The 17,564-nt window shown below is 32.2% G+C and carries 16 protein-coding genes, 1 riboswitch and 1 other annotated feature; all 16 genes read left to right on the top strand.

From position 1 onward, the window contains the following. Positions 1 to 221 precede the first annotated feature (221 nt). The 16 genes from nrdR to hemC all read left to right on the top strand — a co-directional run bounded on the left by nrdR (position 222) and on the right by hemC (position 17,562). On the top strand, positions 222 to 692 hold the full coding sequence (nrdR, locus tag AC3WQX_RS05540) for a transcriptional regulator NrdR (protein ID WP_002436018.1): 471 nt from the start codon (positions 222 to 224) through the stop codon (positions 690 to 692). After that, positions 693 to 2,078, top strand: a complete 1,386-nt coding sequence (dnaB, locus tag AC3WQX_RS05535; RefSeq protein WP_030058645.1) for a replicative helicase loading/DNA remodeling protein DnaB — start codon at positions 693 to 695, stop codon at positions 2,076 to 2,078. Continuing rightward, a complete protein-coding gene (gene dnaI, locus AC3WQX_RS05530; protein WP_002469660.1) occupies positions 2,078 to 2,998 on the top strand; it encodes a primosomal protein DnaI in 921 nt (306 codons plus the stop codon). Before dnaB ends, dnaI begins: the two co-directional genes overlap by 1 nt. A gap of 347 nt (positions 2,999 to 3,345) precedes the next feature. Next, positions 3,346 to 5,283 (top strand): threonine--tRNA ligase, encoded by a 1,938-nt coding sequence (gene thrS, locus AC3WQX_RS05525; RefSeq protein ID WP_002453420.1) that lies wholly within the window; start codon positions 3,346 to 3,348, stop codon positions 5,281 to 5,283. A gap of 49 nt (positions 5,284 to 5,332) precedes the next feature. After that, positions 5,333 to 5,508, top strand: a riboswitch (Lysine riboswitch). 220 nt (positions 5,509 to 5,728) lie between these two features. Further along, positions 5,729 to 7,228: an amino acid permease gene (locus AC3WQX_RS05520; RefSeq protein ID WP_023350128.1), complete on the top strand. Its 1,500-nt coding sequence runs from the start codon at positions 5,729 to 5,731 to the stop codon at positions 7,226 to 7,228. A 60-nt stretch (positions 7,229 to 7,288) separates the two neighbouring features. Further along, positions 7,289 to 7,412 (top strand) — a sequence feature (ribosomal protein L20 leader region). A 27-nt stretch (positions 7,413 to 7,439) separates the two neighbouring features. Further along, positions 7,440 to 7,967 (top strand): translation initiation factor IF-3, encoded by a 528-nt coding sequence (infC, locus tag AC3WQX_RS05515; RefSeq protein WP_002436083.1) that lies wholly within the window; start codon positions 7,440 to 7,442, stop codon positions 7,965 to 7,967. A gap of 27 nt (positions 7,968 to 7,994) precedes the next feature. Continuing rightward, positions 7,995 to 8,195: a 50S ribosomal protein L35 gene (gene rpmI / locus AC3WQX_RS05510; protein WP_001830767.1), complete on the top strand. Its 201-nt coding sequence runs from the start codon at positions 7,995 to 7,997 to the stop codon at positions 8,193 to 8,195. Positions 8,196 to 8,243: 48 nt separating this feature from the next. Next, a complete protein-coding gene (gene rplT / locus AC3WQX_RS05505) occupies positions 8,244 to 8,600 on the top strand; it encodes a 50S ribosomal protein L20 (protein WP_002436058.1) in 357 nt (118 codons plus the stop codon). Between the two features lie 180 nt (positions 8,601 to 8,780). Then, the gene (locus AC3WQX_RS05500; RefSeq protein ID WP_023350129.1) at positions 8,781 to 9,389 is read left to right on the top strand and encodes an NUDIX domain-containing protein; all 609 of its coding nucleotides are present in this window, start codon (positions 8,781 to 8,783) and stop codon (positions 9,387 to 9,389) included. Positions 9,390 to 9,408: 19 nt separating this feature from the next. Further along, complete coding sequence (locus tag AC3WQX_RS05495; protein WP_023350130.1) at positions 9,409 to 10,332, top strand: hypothetical protein; 924 nt, start codon at positions 9,409 to 9,411, stop codon at positions 10,330 to 10,332. Positions 10,333 to 10,495: 163 nt separating this feature from the next. Next, positions 10,496 to 11,797: a trigger factor gene (gene tig / locus AC3WQX_RS05490; RefSeq protein ID WP_023350131.1), complete on the top strand. Its 1,302-nt coding sequence runs from the start codon at positions 10,496 to 10,498 to the stop codon at positions 11,795 to 11,797. 389 nt (positions 11,798 to 12,186) lie between these two features. Further along, complete coding sequence (clpX, locus tag AC3WQX_RS05485) at positions 12,187 to 13,449, top strand: ATP-dependent Clp protease ATP-binding subunit ClpX (protein WP_002436051.1); 1,263 nt, start codon at positions 12,187 to 12,189, stop codon at positions 13,447 to 13,449. A gap of 145 nt (positions 13,450 to 13,594) precedes the next feature. Beyond that, positions 13,595 to 14,182 (top strand): ribosome biogenesis GTP-binding protein YihA/YsxC, encoded by a 588-nt coding sequence (gene yihA / locus AC3WQX_RS05480; RefSeq protein ID WP_002453415.1) that lies wholly within the window; start codon positions 13,595 to 13,597, stop codon positions 14,180 to 14,182. Positions 14,183 to 14,385: 203 nt separating this feature from the next. Continuing rightward, on the top strand, positions 14,386 to 15,732 hold the full coding sequence (hemA, locus tag AC3WQX_RS05475) for a glutamyl-tRNA reductase (RefSeq protein ID WP_492739889.1): 1,347 nt from the start codon (positions 14,386 to 14,388) through the stop codon (positions 15,730 to 15,732). A 21-nt stretch (positions 15,733 to 15,753) separates the two neighbouring features. Continuing rightward, complete coding sequence (locus tag AC3WQX_RS05470; protein WP_023350133.1) at positions 15,754 to 16,566, top strand: cytochrome C assembly family protein; 813 nt, start codon at positions 15,754 to 15,756, stop codon at positions 16,564 to 16,566. Between the two features lie 66 nt (positions 16,567 to 16,632). Continuing rightward, positions 16,633 to 17,562, top strand: coding sequence for a hydroxymethylbilane synthase (hemC, locus tag AC3WQX_RS05465; protein ID WP_023350134.1), 930 nt, complete (start codon positions 16,633 to 16,635; stop codon positions 17,560 to 17,562). The last annotated feature ends 2 nt before the right edge of the window (positions 17,563 to 17,564 follow it).

Genomic DNA, 17,564 nt, shown 5'->3' with positions numbered 1-17,564 from the left:
AGACTTATATCTTTATAATAAAAACATTAGAAAGCGTAATTAACTTAATTTAAATTTCTGTTTTAAACATTTATCCAAAGATTCAATTTTATAGTAAAATATCATTTAAAAATCTATATTTATAGCATTAAAATCTAAATTCTAGCGTAAATAACCTTTCTTTTTTACAATACAATTATGTAGTATAATGTACGTTAATCAAACTTAAGAGGGTGACATAAATGAAATGCCCAAAATGTAATTCAACACATTCTAGAGTAGTTGATTCTAGACACGCAGATGATGCAAATGCAATAAGACGAAGAAGAGAATGTGAAAATTGTGGAACTCGGTTTACTACTTTTGAACACATTGAAGTAAGTCCGCTTATCGTTGTTAAAAAAGATGGTACTCGAGAACAATTTTTAAGAGAAAAAATATTAAATGGGTTAGTGAGATCTTGTGAAAAGAGACCAGTAAGATACCAACAATTGGAAGATATTACCAATAAAGTCGAATGGCAATTACGTGACGAAGGTCAAACTGAAATATCCTCAAGAGATATAGGAGAGCATGTTATGAAATTATTAATGCATGTTGATCAAGTCTCATATGTTAGATTTGCATCTGTCTACAAAGAGTTTAAGGACGTTGACCAATTACTTGCTTCAATGCAAGGAATCTTGAGTGATAATAAACGGAGTGATTATTAAATGGGATTACAGTCGTATGAGTATGGGTTAAGACCTCAAGATAGCTTCGAAGTCATCAAAGAATTTCAATTAACGACAGAACATTTAGAAATATTGAACCGTCTCTTTACGCCGTTAATCGGTCCGCAATCTATAGGGCTTTATCACTTTATCAATCAATTTGTAGACGACCATCATCATTATCCGCTCACTCATTACATATTTATGAATGAGTTAAAAATCAATCTTTTAGACTTTAGAAAGCAGATGGATTATTTAGAAGCTATCGGGTTAATTAAAACCTTTGTTAAGCATGAAGAGCAGCAAACACGATTTGTATATCAATTAATACAACCTCCTACAGCTTATCAATTTTTTAATGATCCTATGTTATCTGTTTTTTTATATAGTGAAGTTGATAAAAATCGTTATCAGTCTTTAAAGAATCATTTTGAAAAAGACAAAAAGGATTTAAGTCATTATCAACAAACGACTAGGAAGTTTACTGAAGTTTTTAATGTACCCAAAAAGGTTTTGAATCAAGATTTATCTAATCTTAAACAAGCTAATCACTATAGTGGTATTGATTTATCCAATGAGACATTTGATTTCGAAATGTTGAGCCATATGTTAAATCAACACTTTATCAGTAATGAAATCGTAACTAAAGATGCTAAAGAATTAATTATTCAATTGGCTACGTTATATGGTTTGACTGCCGATGGAATGAAAAAAGTTATATTAAATTCAATTACTAGTGCACAACAATTATCATTTGAAGAAATGCGCAAGCAAGCACGATCATATTATTTGATTGAACACGAAAATCATTTGCCTAAATTACAATTGAAAGGTGAGTCTTTTGATAAATCAACTCAAGAAAAAGATACACCCCTAGATAATACTGATGAATGGTTACAACTATTAGACGAAACTAGTCCTATAGATATGTTAGCGAGTTGGTCAGGTTCTGAACCTACGCAATCACAAAAAAGTATGATTGAAGAATTAATTGATAGAGAAAAAATGAGTTTCGGTGTGATTAATATACTATTGCAATTTGTTATGCTAAAAGAAGATATGAAGTTACCCAAATCTTACATATTCGAAATTGCATCAAATTGGAAGAAAAAAGATATTAAAACAGCTAAGCAAGCGTACAACTATGCACTTCAAGTTAATCAACCTAAAAGTTATGACCAAAATTTCAAAGGGAATAGAAACTATTCCAGACAAAACAAGCAACTTATTTCAAAAGAGAAAACTCCAAAATGGCTTGAAAATAGAGAGGCTCAATCAAATTCATCAGCTACAAAAGATTCAACCACAAAAGATGAAAAATTAGAAAAAGATCGAAAAGCATTCTTAGAACGTTTGAATAAAAAATGGGAGGAGGGCAATGAGTAATGAAAAGTTTCAAGAACATAATGGGTGCGTCAGACGACTTAAATAAACGTATTGAGAAAATCAAGCAAAATGTTATAAAAGACCCAGATGTTAAAGAGTTTCTAGAGCAACATCAATCTCAACTTACGAATGCAATGATTGATGAAGATTTAAATGTTTTACAAGAGTATAAAGATCAACAGAAGCATTATGATGGTCATCGTTTTGAAGAATGTCCTAATTTTGTTAAAGGGCACGTACCTGAGTTGTATATAGAAAATGAAAGAATTAAGATTAGATATTTGAAATGTCCATGTAAAATTAAACATGATGAAGAACGCTTTAACTCTCAACTCATCACCTCACATCATATGCAACGTGATACATTAGATGCAAAATTAAAAGATATTTACATGACTGAACGTGATCGTTTGGACGTAGCGATGGCTGCAGATGAAATATGCACAAATATAGCTAATAATGAAAAAGTAAAAGGATTATATTTGTATGGCCCTTTTGGAACAGGTAAGTCATTTATATTAGGTGCAGTTGCTAATCAACTCAAATCGAAGAAGATTTCATCCACTATTGTTTACTTACCTGAATTTATTCGTACTTTAAAAGGTGGCTTCAAAGACGGTAGTTTTGAAAAGAAACTAGAACGTGTGCGTGAAGCTAATATACTTATGCTTGATGATATAGGTGCTGAAGAGGTTACACCATGGGTAAGAGATGAAATTATCGGACCATTATTACATTATAGAATGGTTCATGAGTTACCTACGTTTTTCAGTTCGAACTTCGACTATAGTGAATTAGAGCATCATTTATCTATGACGAGAGATGGAGCTGAGAAAACTAAAGCAGCTAGAATTATTGAACGTGTGAAAACACTATCTACGCCATATTATTTAGAAGGTAAAAATTATAGAAACAATTGAATTTTATCTTATGAGGTGTATAATGGACTTAAATCTTAATCGTTGAAACTATTGAAGATAAGATAATTTAATCACTATTACACAGAAAGTCATTAGTTGATGAGAATATGGCTAATATATTAAATTATTACTACTTCATAATGATATTTGTAATGAATATCCGGCTCGAGACCGTTATCTCATGTAGAGTAGCTTAGTTATTATTTTTATAAAGCTGAGCAACTAGGGTGGTACCACGACAAACTCGTCCCTTGTTATAGGGGGCGAGTTTTTTGTTTTGTGGATATTTATCTTAATCATTCAATAAGTCAACGATCAGATCTTTTTAATATTTAGGAGGGTTTAATATGGATCAAATTAATATTCAATTTCCAGATGGTAATTCAAAAGAATTTGATAAAGGTACTACTACTGAAGACATCGCTCAATCTATTAGCCCAGGTTTAAGAAAGAAAGCTGTAGCAGGTAAATTTAATGGTCAAATGGTAGATTTAACTAGACCACTTGAGGAAGATGGATCAATTGAGATTGTTACACCAGGTAGTGAAGAGGCTTTAGAGGTTTTACGACATTCTACTGCGCATTTAATGGCACAAGCTTTGAAGCGTTTATATGGTGATGTGAAATTTGGTGTAGGTCCGGTGGTTGAAGGCGGATTTTACTATGACTTTGATATGGATGAAAAAGTATCATCAGATGATTTTGAAAAAATAGAAAAAACGATGAAGCAAATCGTTAATGAGAATTATAAAATAGAACGAAAAGTTGTAAGTAGAGATGAAGCTAAAGAATTCTTCAAAGATGATCCATATAAATTAGAACTTATTGATGCAATTCCAGAAGATGAGAGCGTTACTTTATACTCACAAGGTGAATTCACTGATTTATGTCGTGGTGTACATGTACCTTCGACTTCTAAGATAAAAGAGTTTAAATTACTATCAACTGCAGGTGCTTATTGGCGTGGTGACAGTAACAATAAAATGTTACAACGTATATACGGTACTGCGTTTTTTGATAAAAAGGATTTAAAAGCGCATTTACAAATGCTTGAAGAACGTCGTGAAAGAGATCACCGTAAAATCGGTAAAGATTTAGAATTATTTACTAATAGCCAACTTGTTGGTGCTGGATTACCTTTATGGTTACCAAATGGCGCTACAATCAGACGTGAAATTGAACGCTATATTGTAGATAAAGAAGTGAGCATGGGATATGACCATGTATATACTCCAGTATTAGCAAATGTTGATTTATATAAAACTTCTGGTCACTGGGATCATTACCAAGATGACATGTTTCCACCTATGAAATTAGATGAAACTGAAGAAATGGTATTAAGACCAATGAACTGTCCACACCATATGATGATTTATAATAATAAACCACACTCTTACCGAGAATTACCAATCCGTATTGCGGAATTAGGTACTATGCATAGATATGAAGCAAGTGGTGCAGTTTCAGGTTTACAACGTGTTCGTGGAATGACTCTTAACGATTCTCATATATTCGTGAGACCAGATCAAATTAAAGAAGAGTTCAAAAGAGTAGTCAATATGATTCAAGAAGTTTATGAAGACTTCGGTTTTAAGGATTACACTTTCAGATTAAGCTACAGAGACCCAGAAGATAAAGAAAAATATATGGATGATGATGAAATGTGGAATAAAGCTGAATCAATGCTCAAAGAAGCAGTTGATGAAATGGGTCTACCATATGTAGAAGCTATTGGTGAAGCGGCATTTTATGGTCCTAAACTTGATGTTCAAGTTAAAACTGCGATGGGTAAAGAAGAAACTTTATCTACTGCGCAGCTTGATTTCTTACTACCTGAACGTTTTGAACTCACTTATATTGGTAGTGATGGTGAACAACATAGACCAGTAGTTATTCACCGAGGTGTTGTTTCTACAATGGAACGTTTCGTCGCATTCCTTACTGAAGAAACTAAAGGAGCTTTCCCAACATGGTTAGCACCAAAACAAGTCGAAATCATTCCAGTTAATGTAGATTTACATTATGATTACGCCCGCCAATTACAAGATGAACTTAAATCGCAAGGCGTTCGTGTTGAGATTGATGATCGTAATGAAAAAATGGGTTATAAAATTCGTGAAGCGCAAATGCAAAAAATACCATACCAAATTGTTGTAGGGGATAAAGAAGTAGAAAATAATGAAGTCAATGTAAGACAATATGGTTCCCAAGATCAAGAAACACTTGAAAAAGATGAATTTATTTGGAATTTGGTGGATGAAATTCGTTTGAAAAAACATAGATAACCTTGAAAAGATAGGTCGTATCATGTATATTACAGATGAATGAAATAAAATTAGAGTTAGAGGTTGCATCTTTAATTAGTAACTAGTCAGAAGTCGTATGGGACATGTGTTGAATTAGTGAAAGGTAACGATGCCGAAACAATTGTAAAACCATAATTTATAATTGTTGGGACAGTTTTCGACAAGAAGCTGTACTGTCACAGAATGTGATGTGCTACCTTATATAGATAAAACCTAAGTGGTTGCATATCTTAAAGGTATGTAACCACTTTTTATTTTCGTATTGTGTAGTATTTAGCTTAATAAATGATTTAGTGCTATTATTGTTACAAAGTTTGTTGCTTATAAATTTTTTAATCAAACTTTCATATTTAAAATATATATTTATTACACAAAGAGAAAAATAGTTACATGTTAGCCTCTAAGACAAGGAAAGGGAGCTTCTATGAGTAAAAAAGAAAATCAAAATGACGGTGTCCAAAGAGGATTAAAAGACCGTCATATTTCAATGATCGCTATAGGCGGTTGTATTGGTACAGGTCTATTCATGACATCTGGTGGTGCTATTCATGATGCTGGTGCGTTAGGTGCTTTAATTGCTTATGCAATTATTGGTACAATGGTATTCTTCCTGATGACATCTCTTGGGGAAATGGCTACTTATTTACCAGTTTCCGGTTCATTTAGTACATATGCTACACGCTTTGTTGATCCATCACTGGGATTTGCATTAGGTTGGAACTATTGGTTTAACTGGGTAATAACTGTTGCTGCTGATGTTACCATTGCTGCACAGGTTATACAGTATTGGTCACCTATGCAAGGTATACCAGCGTGGGTTTGGAGTTGTATCTTTTTAGTAATTATATTTGCCCTAAATTCTTTATCAGTGAGAATTTATGGTGAAAGTGAATATTGGTTCGCTTTAATAAAAGTAATAACTGTAGTTATATTTATTGTCATTGGTTTATTAACAATTGTTGGAATTATGGGTGGTAAATACGTCGGTTTTGATACATTTACCAAAGGTGATGGTCCTATTCTAGGTGGAAATTTAGGTGGTAGCCTATTATCAATTTTAGGAGTATTCCTTGTTGCAGGTTTCTCATTCCAAGGAACAGAATTAATAGGTATCACAGCTGGTGAGTCTGAAAATCCAGAAAGAGCCGTCCCTAAAGCGATTAAGCAAGTGTTTTGGCGTATCTTATTATTTTACATTTTAGCAATATTCATAATAGGTATGTTAATTCCTTATGATAGTAAGTCTCTAATGGGCGGTGGAGATAGCATTTCTACTTCTCCATTTACACTTGTGTTCAAAAATGCTGGTCTTGCTTTTGCAGCATCATTTATGAACGCCGTTATATTAACGTCTGTTTTATCTGCTGGTAACTCAGGAATGTATGCATCAACTCGTATGTTATATTCAATGAGTAAAGACAAATTAGCATTTTCTTCTTTTGGTAAGACTAACAAAAGTGGCGTACCTTATTTATCATTAATTGCTACTGGTGTACTTGTTGTAATTATCTTTGCTTTACAGCATATAAGTGGAGATGCATATGAATATATTGTTGCAGCTAGTGGTATGACAGGGTTTATCGCTTGGGTAGGTATAGCAATAAGTCACTATAGATTCAGACGAGCATTTGATAAACAAGATTATGATAAAAGTAAACTTAAATATAAGGCTAAGCTGTTCCCATTTGGCCCTATATTTGCAGGTATATTATGTATAATTGTTATCATCGGACAAGATGTAGACTTTATAAAAACAGGACATTTTGATCTTAATCGTTTTGTTATTACTTATATGGGAATACCTGTTTTCTTAGCATTCTTCATTTACCATAAGCTACGCTATAAAACGAAAATGATTCCACTTAAAAAAGTTGATTTAAGACAAGATGTTTCGATGGATGAAATTAGACATCACAATAAATAACAAAAAAACAATTGACTTACATGTTTATTATTGATATGATTAGTAACGTTGAATACGAAACGAACCAAGTAGAAGCACCCGCTTCTCACCTGTAGCGACGCAATAGCAGTTGGCAGGTTAATCATGTTACACAATAAATGTGTGGAAGAAGAGCGGGTATTGTTACTCGCTCTTCTTTTTTGCTTGGGACAATTTCGTAAAACTCTAGGAGGTGTCAACCATAGCAAAAGATCAAACTCAAGTTAATGAGAGAATTCGTGCAAAAGAACTACGTTTAATCGGCCAAGATGGTGATCAAATTGGTGTGAAATCGAAACGTGAAGCTTTAGAAATGGCTGAACGAGTTGATTTAGATTTAGTTGTTGTCGCACCAAATGCGAAACCACCTGTTGCGAGAATTATGGACTACGGTAAATATAAATTCGAACAACAGAAAAAAGAAAAAGAAATGAAGAAGAAACAAAAAGTCATTAATGTTAAAGAATTACGTTTAAGTCCAACAATTGAGGAACATGATTTCCAAACTAAGTTGAAAAATGGACGTAAATTCTTATCTAAAGGCGACAAATGTAAAGTTTCTATTCGTTTCAGAGGTCGTGCGATTACGCATAAAGAAATTGGTCAACGTGTATTAGAACAATTTGCAGATGAATGTAAAGATATAGCAACAGTTGAACAAAAGCCTAAAATGGAAGGGCGTCAAATGTTTATCATGTTAGCGCCTATCAATGAAAAATAATCGTTAAATAATAGGAGGAAATGAATCATGCCTAAAATGAAAACTCACCGTGGAGCTGCTAAACGTGTTAAAAGAACTGGTTCTGGTCAATTAAAACGTTCAAGAGCTTTCACATCTCACTTATTCGCAAACAAAAACACTAAACAAAAGCGTCAATTACGTAAAGCTAAATTAGTTTCAAAAAGTGATATGAAACGCGTAAAACAATTATTAGCTTACAAAAAATAATATTTAATACGAAATTACAAGATAGATAATATCTAAGGAGGAATTATTATGCCACGAGTTAAAGGTGGAACAGTAACAAGAGCACGTCGTAAAAAAACGATTAAATTAGCTAAAGGTTACTTCGGTTCAAAACATACATTATATAAAGTAGCTAAACAACAAGTAATGAAATCAGGTCAATATGCTTTCCGTGACCGTCGTCAACGTAAACGTGACTTCCGTAAATTATGGATTACACGTATTAACGCTGCTGCACGTCAACACGACATCAGCTATTCTCGTTTAATGAACGGTTTGAAAAAAGCTGAAATCGATATTAACCGTAAAATGTTATCAGAAATTGCTATTTCAGATGACAAAGCTTTCGGTGAATTAGTTACTAAAGCTAAAGAAGCTTTAAAATAATATTAGATTAAGAGATGACTCAGGTGTCATCTCTTTTTTTATGGCAATTCATAGTTGTGTATCATTATCAATTGCCATTAAGATTTTTGTTATTAAAACTTCATAATAAAGTAAATCGCAAAATAAGTAGATTTTTGCTAAAATGACTGATATAAAAGTATATACCTAAAGGAGATTAATATGTCTAAATTTGATGAACAAATTATCGTTGTTCCACGAAAAGTACTATTTAATGATGAGAAAAATGCTTTTAATGGATTTTTACATAAAAATAATATTAAAGGTAAAGATATCTTTAATGCACTAAATGAATACGAAGTAAAAAGACGTGGAGATATGGAAGAGGATTCCACATTTAAACAGCTTATTTCATATTGTTTATTAGAAAATGAAAAAGGTGAAATCCTTGTATATGAGCGCTTATCTGGCGGAGGAGAAAAAAGGTTGCATGGTCAATCTTCTATAGGAGTAGGTGGTCATATGAACGATGTTATGGGAGCAGACTCTATCAATGAAGTACTAAGAGTTAATGCTCAAAGAGAATTAGAAGAAGAAGTTGGCCTTGCAAAAGAAGATTCTCAAAACATGGAATATCTTGGATTTATTAACGATGATAATAATGAAGTAGGAAAAGTTCACATGGGCATTGTTTTTAAAATAACTGTAAGTACTACTGATGTTGAAGCGAAAGAGACAGATACCCTTAGAATTAAATGGGTAGAAAAGGGTAGTATTGAGTCGTATGATGATTTTGAGACATGGAGTGCTTTAATTCTTCAAGATTTATAAAGATTGGAGTGCATAATCAATGTCAAATGTAATTCCATTTCCACAATCAGAGGAGAAAATAAGAAAGCAAATTAATGAAGCTCAAACGAGTCTTGATCTTGATTTAATGTATGATTTGTTTGAGAAGTATGAAATGCATTTTGAACTTAGTGAAGAATTAGCATTGAAAAAATGTTGGATGCTTCATCAGATGAGCTCTTTTTTAGAATTAAGAGAAGAAGCAATTATATTATTAAAGCGTGGATTAAATTGCTATGACGATTTAATGATTTATTATATAAAAAGTTTAAATGGATTAGGTCAATATTACCAAGCGGTCGAAGTAATTAATCAAATTATCGATGAAGTTAAAAATCATAAAACGAGAATGGAATTATTTCCATTGAAAGAATATGCACAATCTAAACTTGATCAAGATAGAAAAATGATTTCAACTTCTTTATCTCAATTTGATGAGTTCAATAGTAGAGAACAGACAGCACTAATCCTCCAACTTATTGATAACGGTCATTATCAATTTAAAGAAAGTATCGCTCATTTATTAACAACATTAGATTTACCTAATAATATAAAAAGCTTGATGCTAGAATATTTAAGATTTGCGGGTTATCAACGAACAATTGATATTAACAAATATCGTCTTAGTGCACAAGTTATACCATCGAAATTATGTGGACTTGAACATACAATAATGAAGAAACTAGTTATTCCTCAAGTAATTCAAAGGCTTGAAGATGGGGCTTTGAATATTGTAGATGAGGCTCATCATATCATGAATAATCACTCGATTCTTCTATATCCATTAAATATTGAAGATTTGTATGATATAGAAGATTGGATAAATGCATACGATGTTTATTTCAAAGCGTTACTTGGTATAGATATAACTGTTGAAAACTTAAACACACTTGAATTCATAAAATCTTTAGATATTGAAAGCTAAAATTCATTTGTTGCAAATTAGCTAAAAGAATTTTAATATAGTATCTATTGAAAACAAATAAACATGAAAAAGTCAGTATTTTCAATGTTTGTTTACGTTTTGAACCTATGATATAATAGGGAAGTTGAAAAAATAAATTAGTCAATCATGGAGGTATTTATACATGACAGCAACTTGGGAAAAAAAGGAAGGTAACGAAGGCGTATTAACAGTTACAGTTCCAGCAGAAAAAGTAGACAAAGCATTAGATCAAGCATTCAAAAAAGTAGTTAAACAAATTAATGTGCCTGGTTTCCGTAAAGGTAAAGTGCCTCGTCAAATTTTTGAACAACGTTTTGGTGTAGAGGCATTATACCAAGATGCAGTTGATATCTTATTACCTGAAGCTTACGGTGAAGCTATTGATGAAACTGGTATCAACCCAGTAGCGCAACCTGAAGTAAGCGTTACTCAAATTGAAAAAGGTAAAGACTTTATTTTCGATGCTACAGTAACAGTTGAACCTGAAGTTAAATTGGGCGACTATAAAGGTCTTGAAATTGAAAAACAAGATACTGAACTTACAGATGATGAATTGCAAGAATCAATTGATCATAGTTTAGGTCATTTAGCAGAAATGGTTGTTAAAGAAGATGGAGCTGTTGAAAATGGCAATACAGTAAACATCGACTTCACAGGTTCTGTTGACGGTGAAGAATTTGAAGGTGGACAAGCTGAAGGTTACGACCTAGAAGTTGGTTCTGGTTCATTCATTCCAGGATTTGAAGAACAATTAGAAGGTATGAAAACTGGCGAAGAAAAAGATGTAGTCGTTACATTCCCAGAAGAATACCATGCTGAAGAATTAGCTGGTAAGGAAGCTACTTTCAAAACTAAAGTCAATGAAATTAAATATAAAGACGTTCCAGAGCTTAATGATGAAATTGCGAACGAATTAGATTCTAATGCTGAAACAGTAGATGAGTATAAAGAAAACTTACGCAAACGTTTATCTGAACAAAAAGCTACTGAAGCTGAAAATACTGAAAAAGAAGAAGCCATCAACAAAGCAACTGAGAACACTACAATCGACATTCCAGAGGCTATGGTTAACACTGAATTAGATCGTATGATTCAAGAGTTTGGCCAAAGAATTCAACAACAAGGTTTAGATTTACAAACTTATTATCAAATCTCAGGTCAAAATGAAGATCAACTAAGAGAACAAATGAAAGACGATGCAGAGCAACGCGTTAAAACAAACTTAACTTTAACTGCTATTGCTGATGCTGAAAATGTTGAAGTTTCAGACGAAGACATCGATAAAGAATTAGAAAAAATGAGTGAACAATTTAATATTTCAGTTGAAGATATTAAATCAACATTAGGTAATACTGACATTGTTAAAAATGATGTTCGTATCCAAAAAGTTATTGACTTATTAAGAGATAATGCTAAATATGTTGAATCAACAAAAGAAGACTAATTAACAAGTAAAGTTAATTTAACTTGCGCTATTTAATCAATTACTGATTGTTCGTATACTATGTTAATGTCATAAAGTGGGAGAGGGGCGAAATATAATTTGTCAAAATTATTTTCATTGTCCCTCTCCCAACTTACCCTACTTGTAGAATTTCGCTAAAATGAAATTCACTATGTTGGGCCCTGTTGACAAAGATGAATATGTTGGAAGAATCTTGGTATAAGCGCGCTTCCAATTCAGACATCTACTGCCAATATGTTGAGTGAGGCTGAGACAATGAATCATGTCCCAGCCTCATAACTATGTAAGCAGATAAATTGTAAATGTATAAAGTTGCATTGTAGAATACAATCTAGTATAGTCTTTAAAGAATAGGGGTGTATATAAGAATGTTCAAATTCAATGAAGATGAAGAAAATTTAAAATGTTCTTTCTGCGGTAAAGACCAAGATCAAGTTAAAAAATTAGTCGCAGGAAGTGGCGTATATATTTGTAATGAGTGTATTGAATTATGCTCTGAAATCGTTGAAGAAGAATTAGCTCAAAATACGTCTGAAGGATTTACTGAATTACCAACTCCTAAAGAAATAATGGATCATTTAAATGAATATGTTATCGGCCAAGAAAAAGCTAAAAAATCATTAGCAGTAGCTGTATATAATCATTACAAACGAATTCAACAATTAGGACCAAGCGATGATGATGTTGAACTACAGAAAAGTAACATCGCTTTAATAGGTCCAACGGGTAGCGGTAAAACATTATTAGCTCAAACATTAGCTAAAACGCTTAATGTACCTTTTGCTATTGCTGATGCAACAAGTCTTACTGAAGCCGGTTACGTTGGTGATGATGTTGAAAATATACTATTACGTTTAATCCAAGCTGCAGACTTTGATATAGATAAAGCTGAAAAAGGTATCATTTATGTAGATGAGATTGATAAAATTGCTCGTAAATCTGAAAATACTTCAATTACACGTGATGTTTCAGGTGAAGGTGTACAACAAGCATTACTTAAAATTTTAGAAGGTACAACTGCAAGTGTTCCTCCACAAGGTGGCCGTAAACATCCAAATCAAGAATTAATTCAAATTGATACGACAAATATATTATTTATTTTAGGCGGTGCCTTTGATGGTATTGATGAAGTTATCAAACGTCGTCTAGGTGAAAAAGTTATTGGCTTTGCTAGTAATGAAGCAGACAAATACGATGAAGAAGCACTATTAGAACAAATTAGACCTGAAGATTTACAATCATATGGTTTAATTCCGGAATTTATCGGACGTGTTCCTATTGTTGCAAACCTTGAAACATTAGACGTTGCAGCGCTTAAAAATATTTTAACTCAACCTAAAAATGCATTAGTTAAACAATATACTAAAATGCTTGAGTTAGATAATGTTGAGTTAGAATTCACTGAAGAAGCGTTATCTGCTATAAGTGAAAAAGCTATTGAGCGTAAGACTGGTGCTCGTGGTTTACGTTCTATTATTGAAGAAGCACTTATTGATATTATGTATGACGTGCCATCAACTGAAAATGTAAGTAAAGTTGTTATAACTGAAAATACAATTAATGAAGAGATTGAACCTGAATTATATGATTCAGAAGGTAATCTTGTTAATGAAGATAAAACTTCTGCTTAATTTAAAAGCTAAACAGTGTCACACTTCTGTGACACTGTTTTTTTATGTGTTGATTTAAATATATAATCAAATATATCTTATCGACACTAAATCATATATAATGTTAGAGTTAAGTTAAATTTAAGTGATAAAGAGAGGATCTAACATGAATATTAATCCTAATAATATTGAATTAATAATTAGTGCTGTTCAAGAGGCTCAATATCCTGAGACAAATTTGTCAGAAGTTGCTTTAAGCGGTCGTTCAAATGTTGGTAAATCAACATTTATCAATAGTATGATAGGACGAAAAAATATGGCTCGAACATCTCAACAACCTGGTAAAACTCAAACACTTAATTTCTTTAATATCGATGAACAACTTATCTTTGTAGATGTACCAGGGTATGGCTATGCAAAAGTGAGTAAAGCACAAAGAGAAAAATTCGGAAAAATGATAGAAGAGTATTTAACTCAACGAGAAAATCTAAGACTTGTCATACAACTCGTTGATTTAAGACATAATCCGACTGAAGATGATGTGCTTATGTATAATTATCTCAAACATTTTGATATACCTACTCTAGTTATCTGCACTAAAGAAGATAAAATCGCTAAAGGAAAAGTGCAAAAGCATTTAAAAAATATTAAGGATAAACTTGAATTAGAACCTGAGGACAGTATTATTAGTTATTCTTCTATTAAAAATAATAAGCAACAACAAATTTGGGATCTCATCTCAACTTATTTATAATTATTATTGATTAAGATTGCTTAAACGAGTACAAATTTAGATATGAACTATATTTGATGGAAGATAATATTAATGCTTGTAATGATTTTGACAAAAAATTGAAGTTAGATTAGAATATTTCTAATTTATTTGAGCAATCAACTTAAATGTGTATATAAATGTGTTATACTTGGATTATTGTTAGTATATGGAGGGCGTTATAAATGCATTTTATTGCAATTAGCATAAATCATCGAACTGCTGATGTAGCATTAAGAGAGCAAGTTGCTTTTAGAGATGATGCCTTGCGATTAGCCCATGAAGATTTATATGAAACTAAATCTATTTTAGAAAATGTCATTTTATCTACATGTAATCGTACTGAAGTATACGCCGTTGTTGATCAAATCCATACAGGACGCTACTATATTCAACGATTTTTAGCACGTTCATTTGGATTCGATGTAGATGATATTAAAGTAATGTCAGAAGTCAAAGTGGGGGACGACGCAGTAGAACATTTATTGCGTGTGATTTCTGGTCTTGATTCAATAGTACTTGGTGAAACTCAAATTTTAGGTCAAATGCGTGATGCATTCTTCCTTGCCCAAGAAACAGGTACTACTGGAACGATATTTAATCATTTATTTAAACAGGCAATTACTTTTGCTAAACGCGCACATAGTGAAACAGACATTGCAGATAATGCAGTAAGTGTTTCATACGCTGCAGTTGAATTAGCTAAAAAGGTATTCGGTAAATTAAAAAGTAAACATGCTGTCATTATTGGTGCAGGGGAAATGAGTGAATTATCACTCTTAAATCTTTTAGGTTCTGGTATCTCAAACATTACTATTGTCAATCGTACTCTAGCTAAAGCAGAAATTTTAGCTAATAAACATAATGTATCATTTGATTCTTTAGATGCTTTACCTTCATTGTTAGAGCAAACTGATATTGTAATCAGCTCTACAAGTTCTCAAGATTATATCATTACTAATGAAATGATTAATCAAATTTCTGATCGTAGAAAAGTTGATTCATTGGTTATGATTGATATAGCGGTACCTCGTGATATTGAACCAGGTATCGATGCAATCACTAATATTTTTAACTATGACGTTGATGATTTAAAAGGTTTAGTTGACGCTAATTTAAGAGAACGTCAACTTGCAGCTGAAACGATTGCACAACAAATTCCATCTGAAATTGACTCACACAATGAATGGGTTAATATGTTAGGTGTCGTACCTGTCATTCGAGCATTACGTGATAAAGCTATGGATATACAATCAGAAACGATGGATAGTATTGACCGTAAATTACCTCATCTTTCAGAAAGAGAAAGAAAAGTAATTTCTAAGCATACAAAAAGTATTATTAATCAAATGTTGAAAGATCCAATCAAACAGGCTAAAGAATTAAGTAGTGATAAGAAAAGTACTGAAAAATTAGAGCTATTTCAAAACATTTTTGACATTGAAGCCGAAGATCCTAGAGAAAAGGCTAAGCTAGAAAAAGAGAGTAAAGCACAGGAGATCTCTGCTCGTCGAATTTTTAGTTTTGAATAAGCATATTAATATGGTGATAATATGCAAGAAACCCTGTTTATTCGATTTCATGAAATTATATTAATTATATATATTCTAAGTATAGTGTTCTATTTTATAGATTTTATTAGTAAAAGTTATAAAGTTAGGACTTTAGGCGTTTATTCATTAGGGATTGTTTGGGTATTACAAACAATCTCTTTATCTGTTTTTATCATTCAAACTCAAAAAGTGCCTTTAAATTCGATATTTGATGTCTTTTTCACACTTACGTGGATTATTATTTCACTTTCTTTAATATTGAATTTAATTAAAGTTCTTAATTTCTCCGTTTTCTTCTTGAATTTAGTAGGATTAGCACTTATGGCGATGAACACGTTTCAGCCTGAACACTATCAAACACAGGTACAACAAGTAGCTGTGATTAATGAACTTTTACTTGTTCATATAGGTTTAGCTGTGTTAAGTTACGCCTTCTTTGCAGTAGCATTTGTGAATGCTTTGCTATACATTATTCAATATAGAAACTTAAAAGAGAAAATTTTTGATCAAAATTACTTTAGAATTGGTAGCGTCGCTACTTTAGAGTCGATTATATTTTACTCCACACTAATAGGCTTTATCGTTCTTATTTTGAGTATTATTTTAGGTGCTCAATGGGGCGTTTTTGCCATCGGTAATCGTATTTTTATAGATCCAAAAGTTATCTTTTCTTCAATTATTACTTTATTATATGGTGTTTACATCCTGTTACGTATTAGAAAATGGATTGCACAAAGAAATTTAATTTATTTTAATATCATTCTATTCTGTCTTAGTATGATTAATTTATTCTTTACAACGCACTTTAATTAAAAAGTTGCTTAATTTTTACTATTTCGAGTATTTAATAGATTTTAGTACCTAGGAGGCATTCAACATATGCGTAAACTCGTTGTTGGATCACGTAGAAGTAAACTAGCTTTGACTCAAAGTCAACAATTTATAGATAAATTAAAAAAAATCGATCCTGATTTAGACATCGAAATCAAAGAAATTGTTACAAAAGGGGACCAAATTGTAGATAAACAACTATCCAAAGTTGGAGGTAAAGGTCTATTTGTTAAAGAAATTCAAAATGAATTATTTAATAAAGAAAGCGATATGGCTATTCATTCTCTGAAAGATGTGCCAAGTATTATTCCCGAAGGTCTTACATTAGGATGTATTCCAGATCGTGAAGTTCCATTCGATGCTTATATTTCGAAAAATCACACCCCACTAAGTGAGTTAACAGAGGGTAGTATAGTCGGTACAAGTTCACTTCGTCGAGGTGCACAGATTTTATCTAAATATCCTCATTTGGAAATTAAATGGATCCGCGGTAATATAGATACGCGTTTAAAAAAATTAGAAACAGAAGATTATGATGCAATTATACTCGCTGCAGCAGGTCTAAAACGTATGGGTTGGTCAGACGACATAGTTACAACTTATTTAGATAAAGATGTCCTTCTACCAGCTATTGGACAAGGAGCACTAGGTATAGAATGTAGAAGCGATGATAAAGAACTTTTAGAGTTGCTTAAAAAAGTGCATAATCAAGATGTCGCACAATGTGTTACTGCTGAACGTACCTTCTTGTCGGAGATGGATGGCAGTTGCCAAGTACCCATCGGTGGGTACGCCACTATAGATGGTGATAAGCAAATCGAGTTCACAGGATTAATTATGACACCAGATGGAAAAGAACGTTATGAACATACTGCCAAAGGTTTAGATCCTGTTGAATTAGGTCAAGAAGTTAGTCGCGTATTGAAAGAACAAGGCGCTTATGAAATTATTAGAAAGTTAAATGAGGAAAATAATTAAAA

The sequence above is a fragment of the Staphylococcus sp. FW104-15G4D genome, from assembly GCF_058790135.1.
The sequence above is the reverse complement of the archived record's forward strand: the minus strand, read 5'-3'. Positions and strand labels throughout refer to the sequence as shown.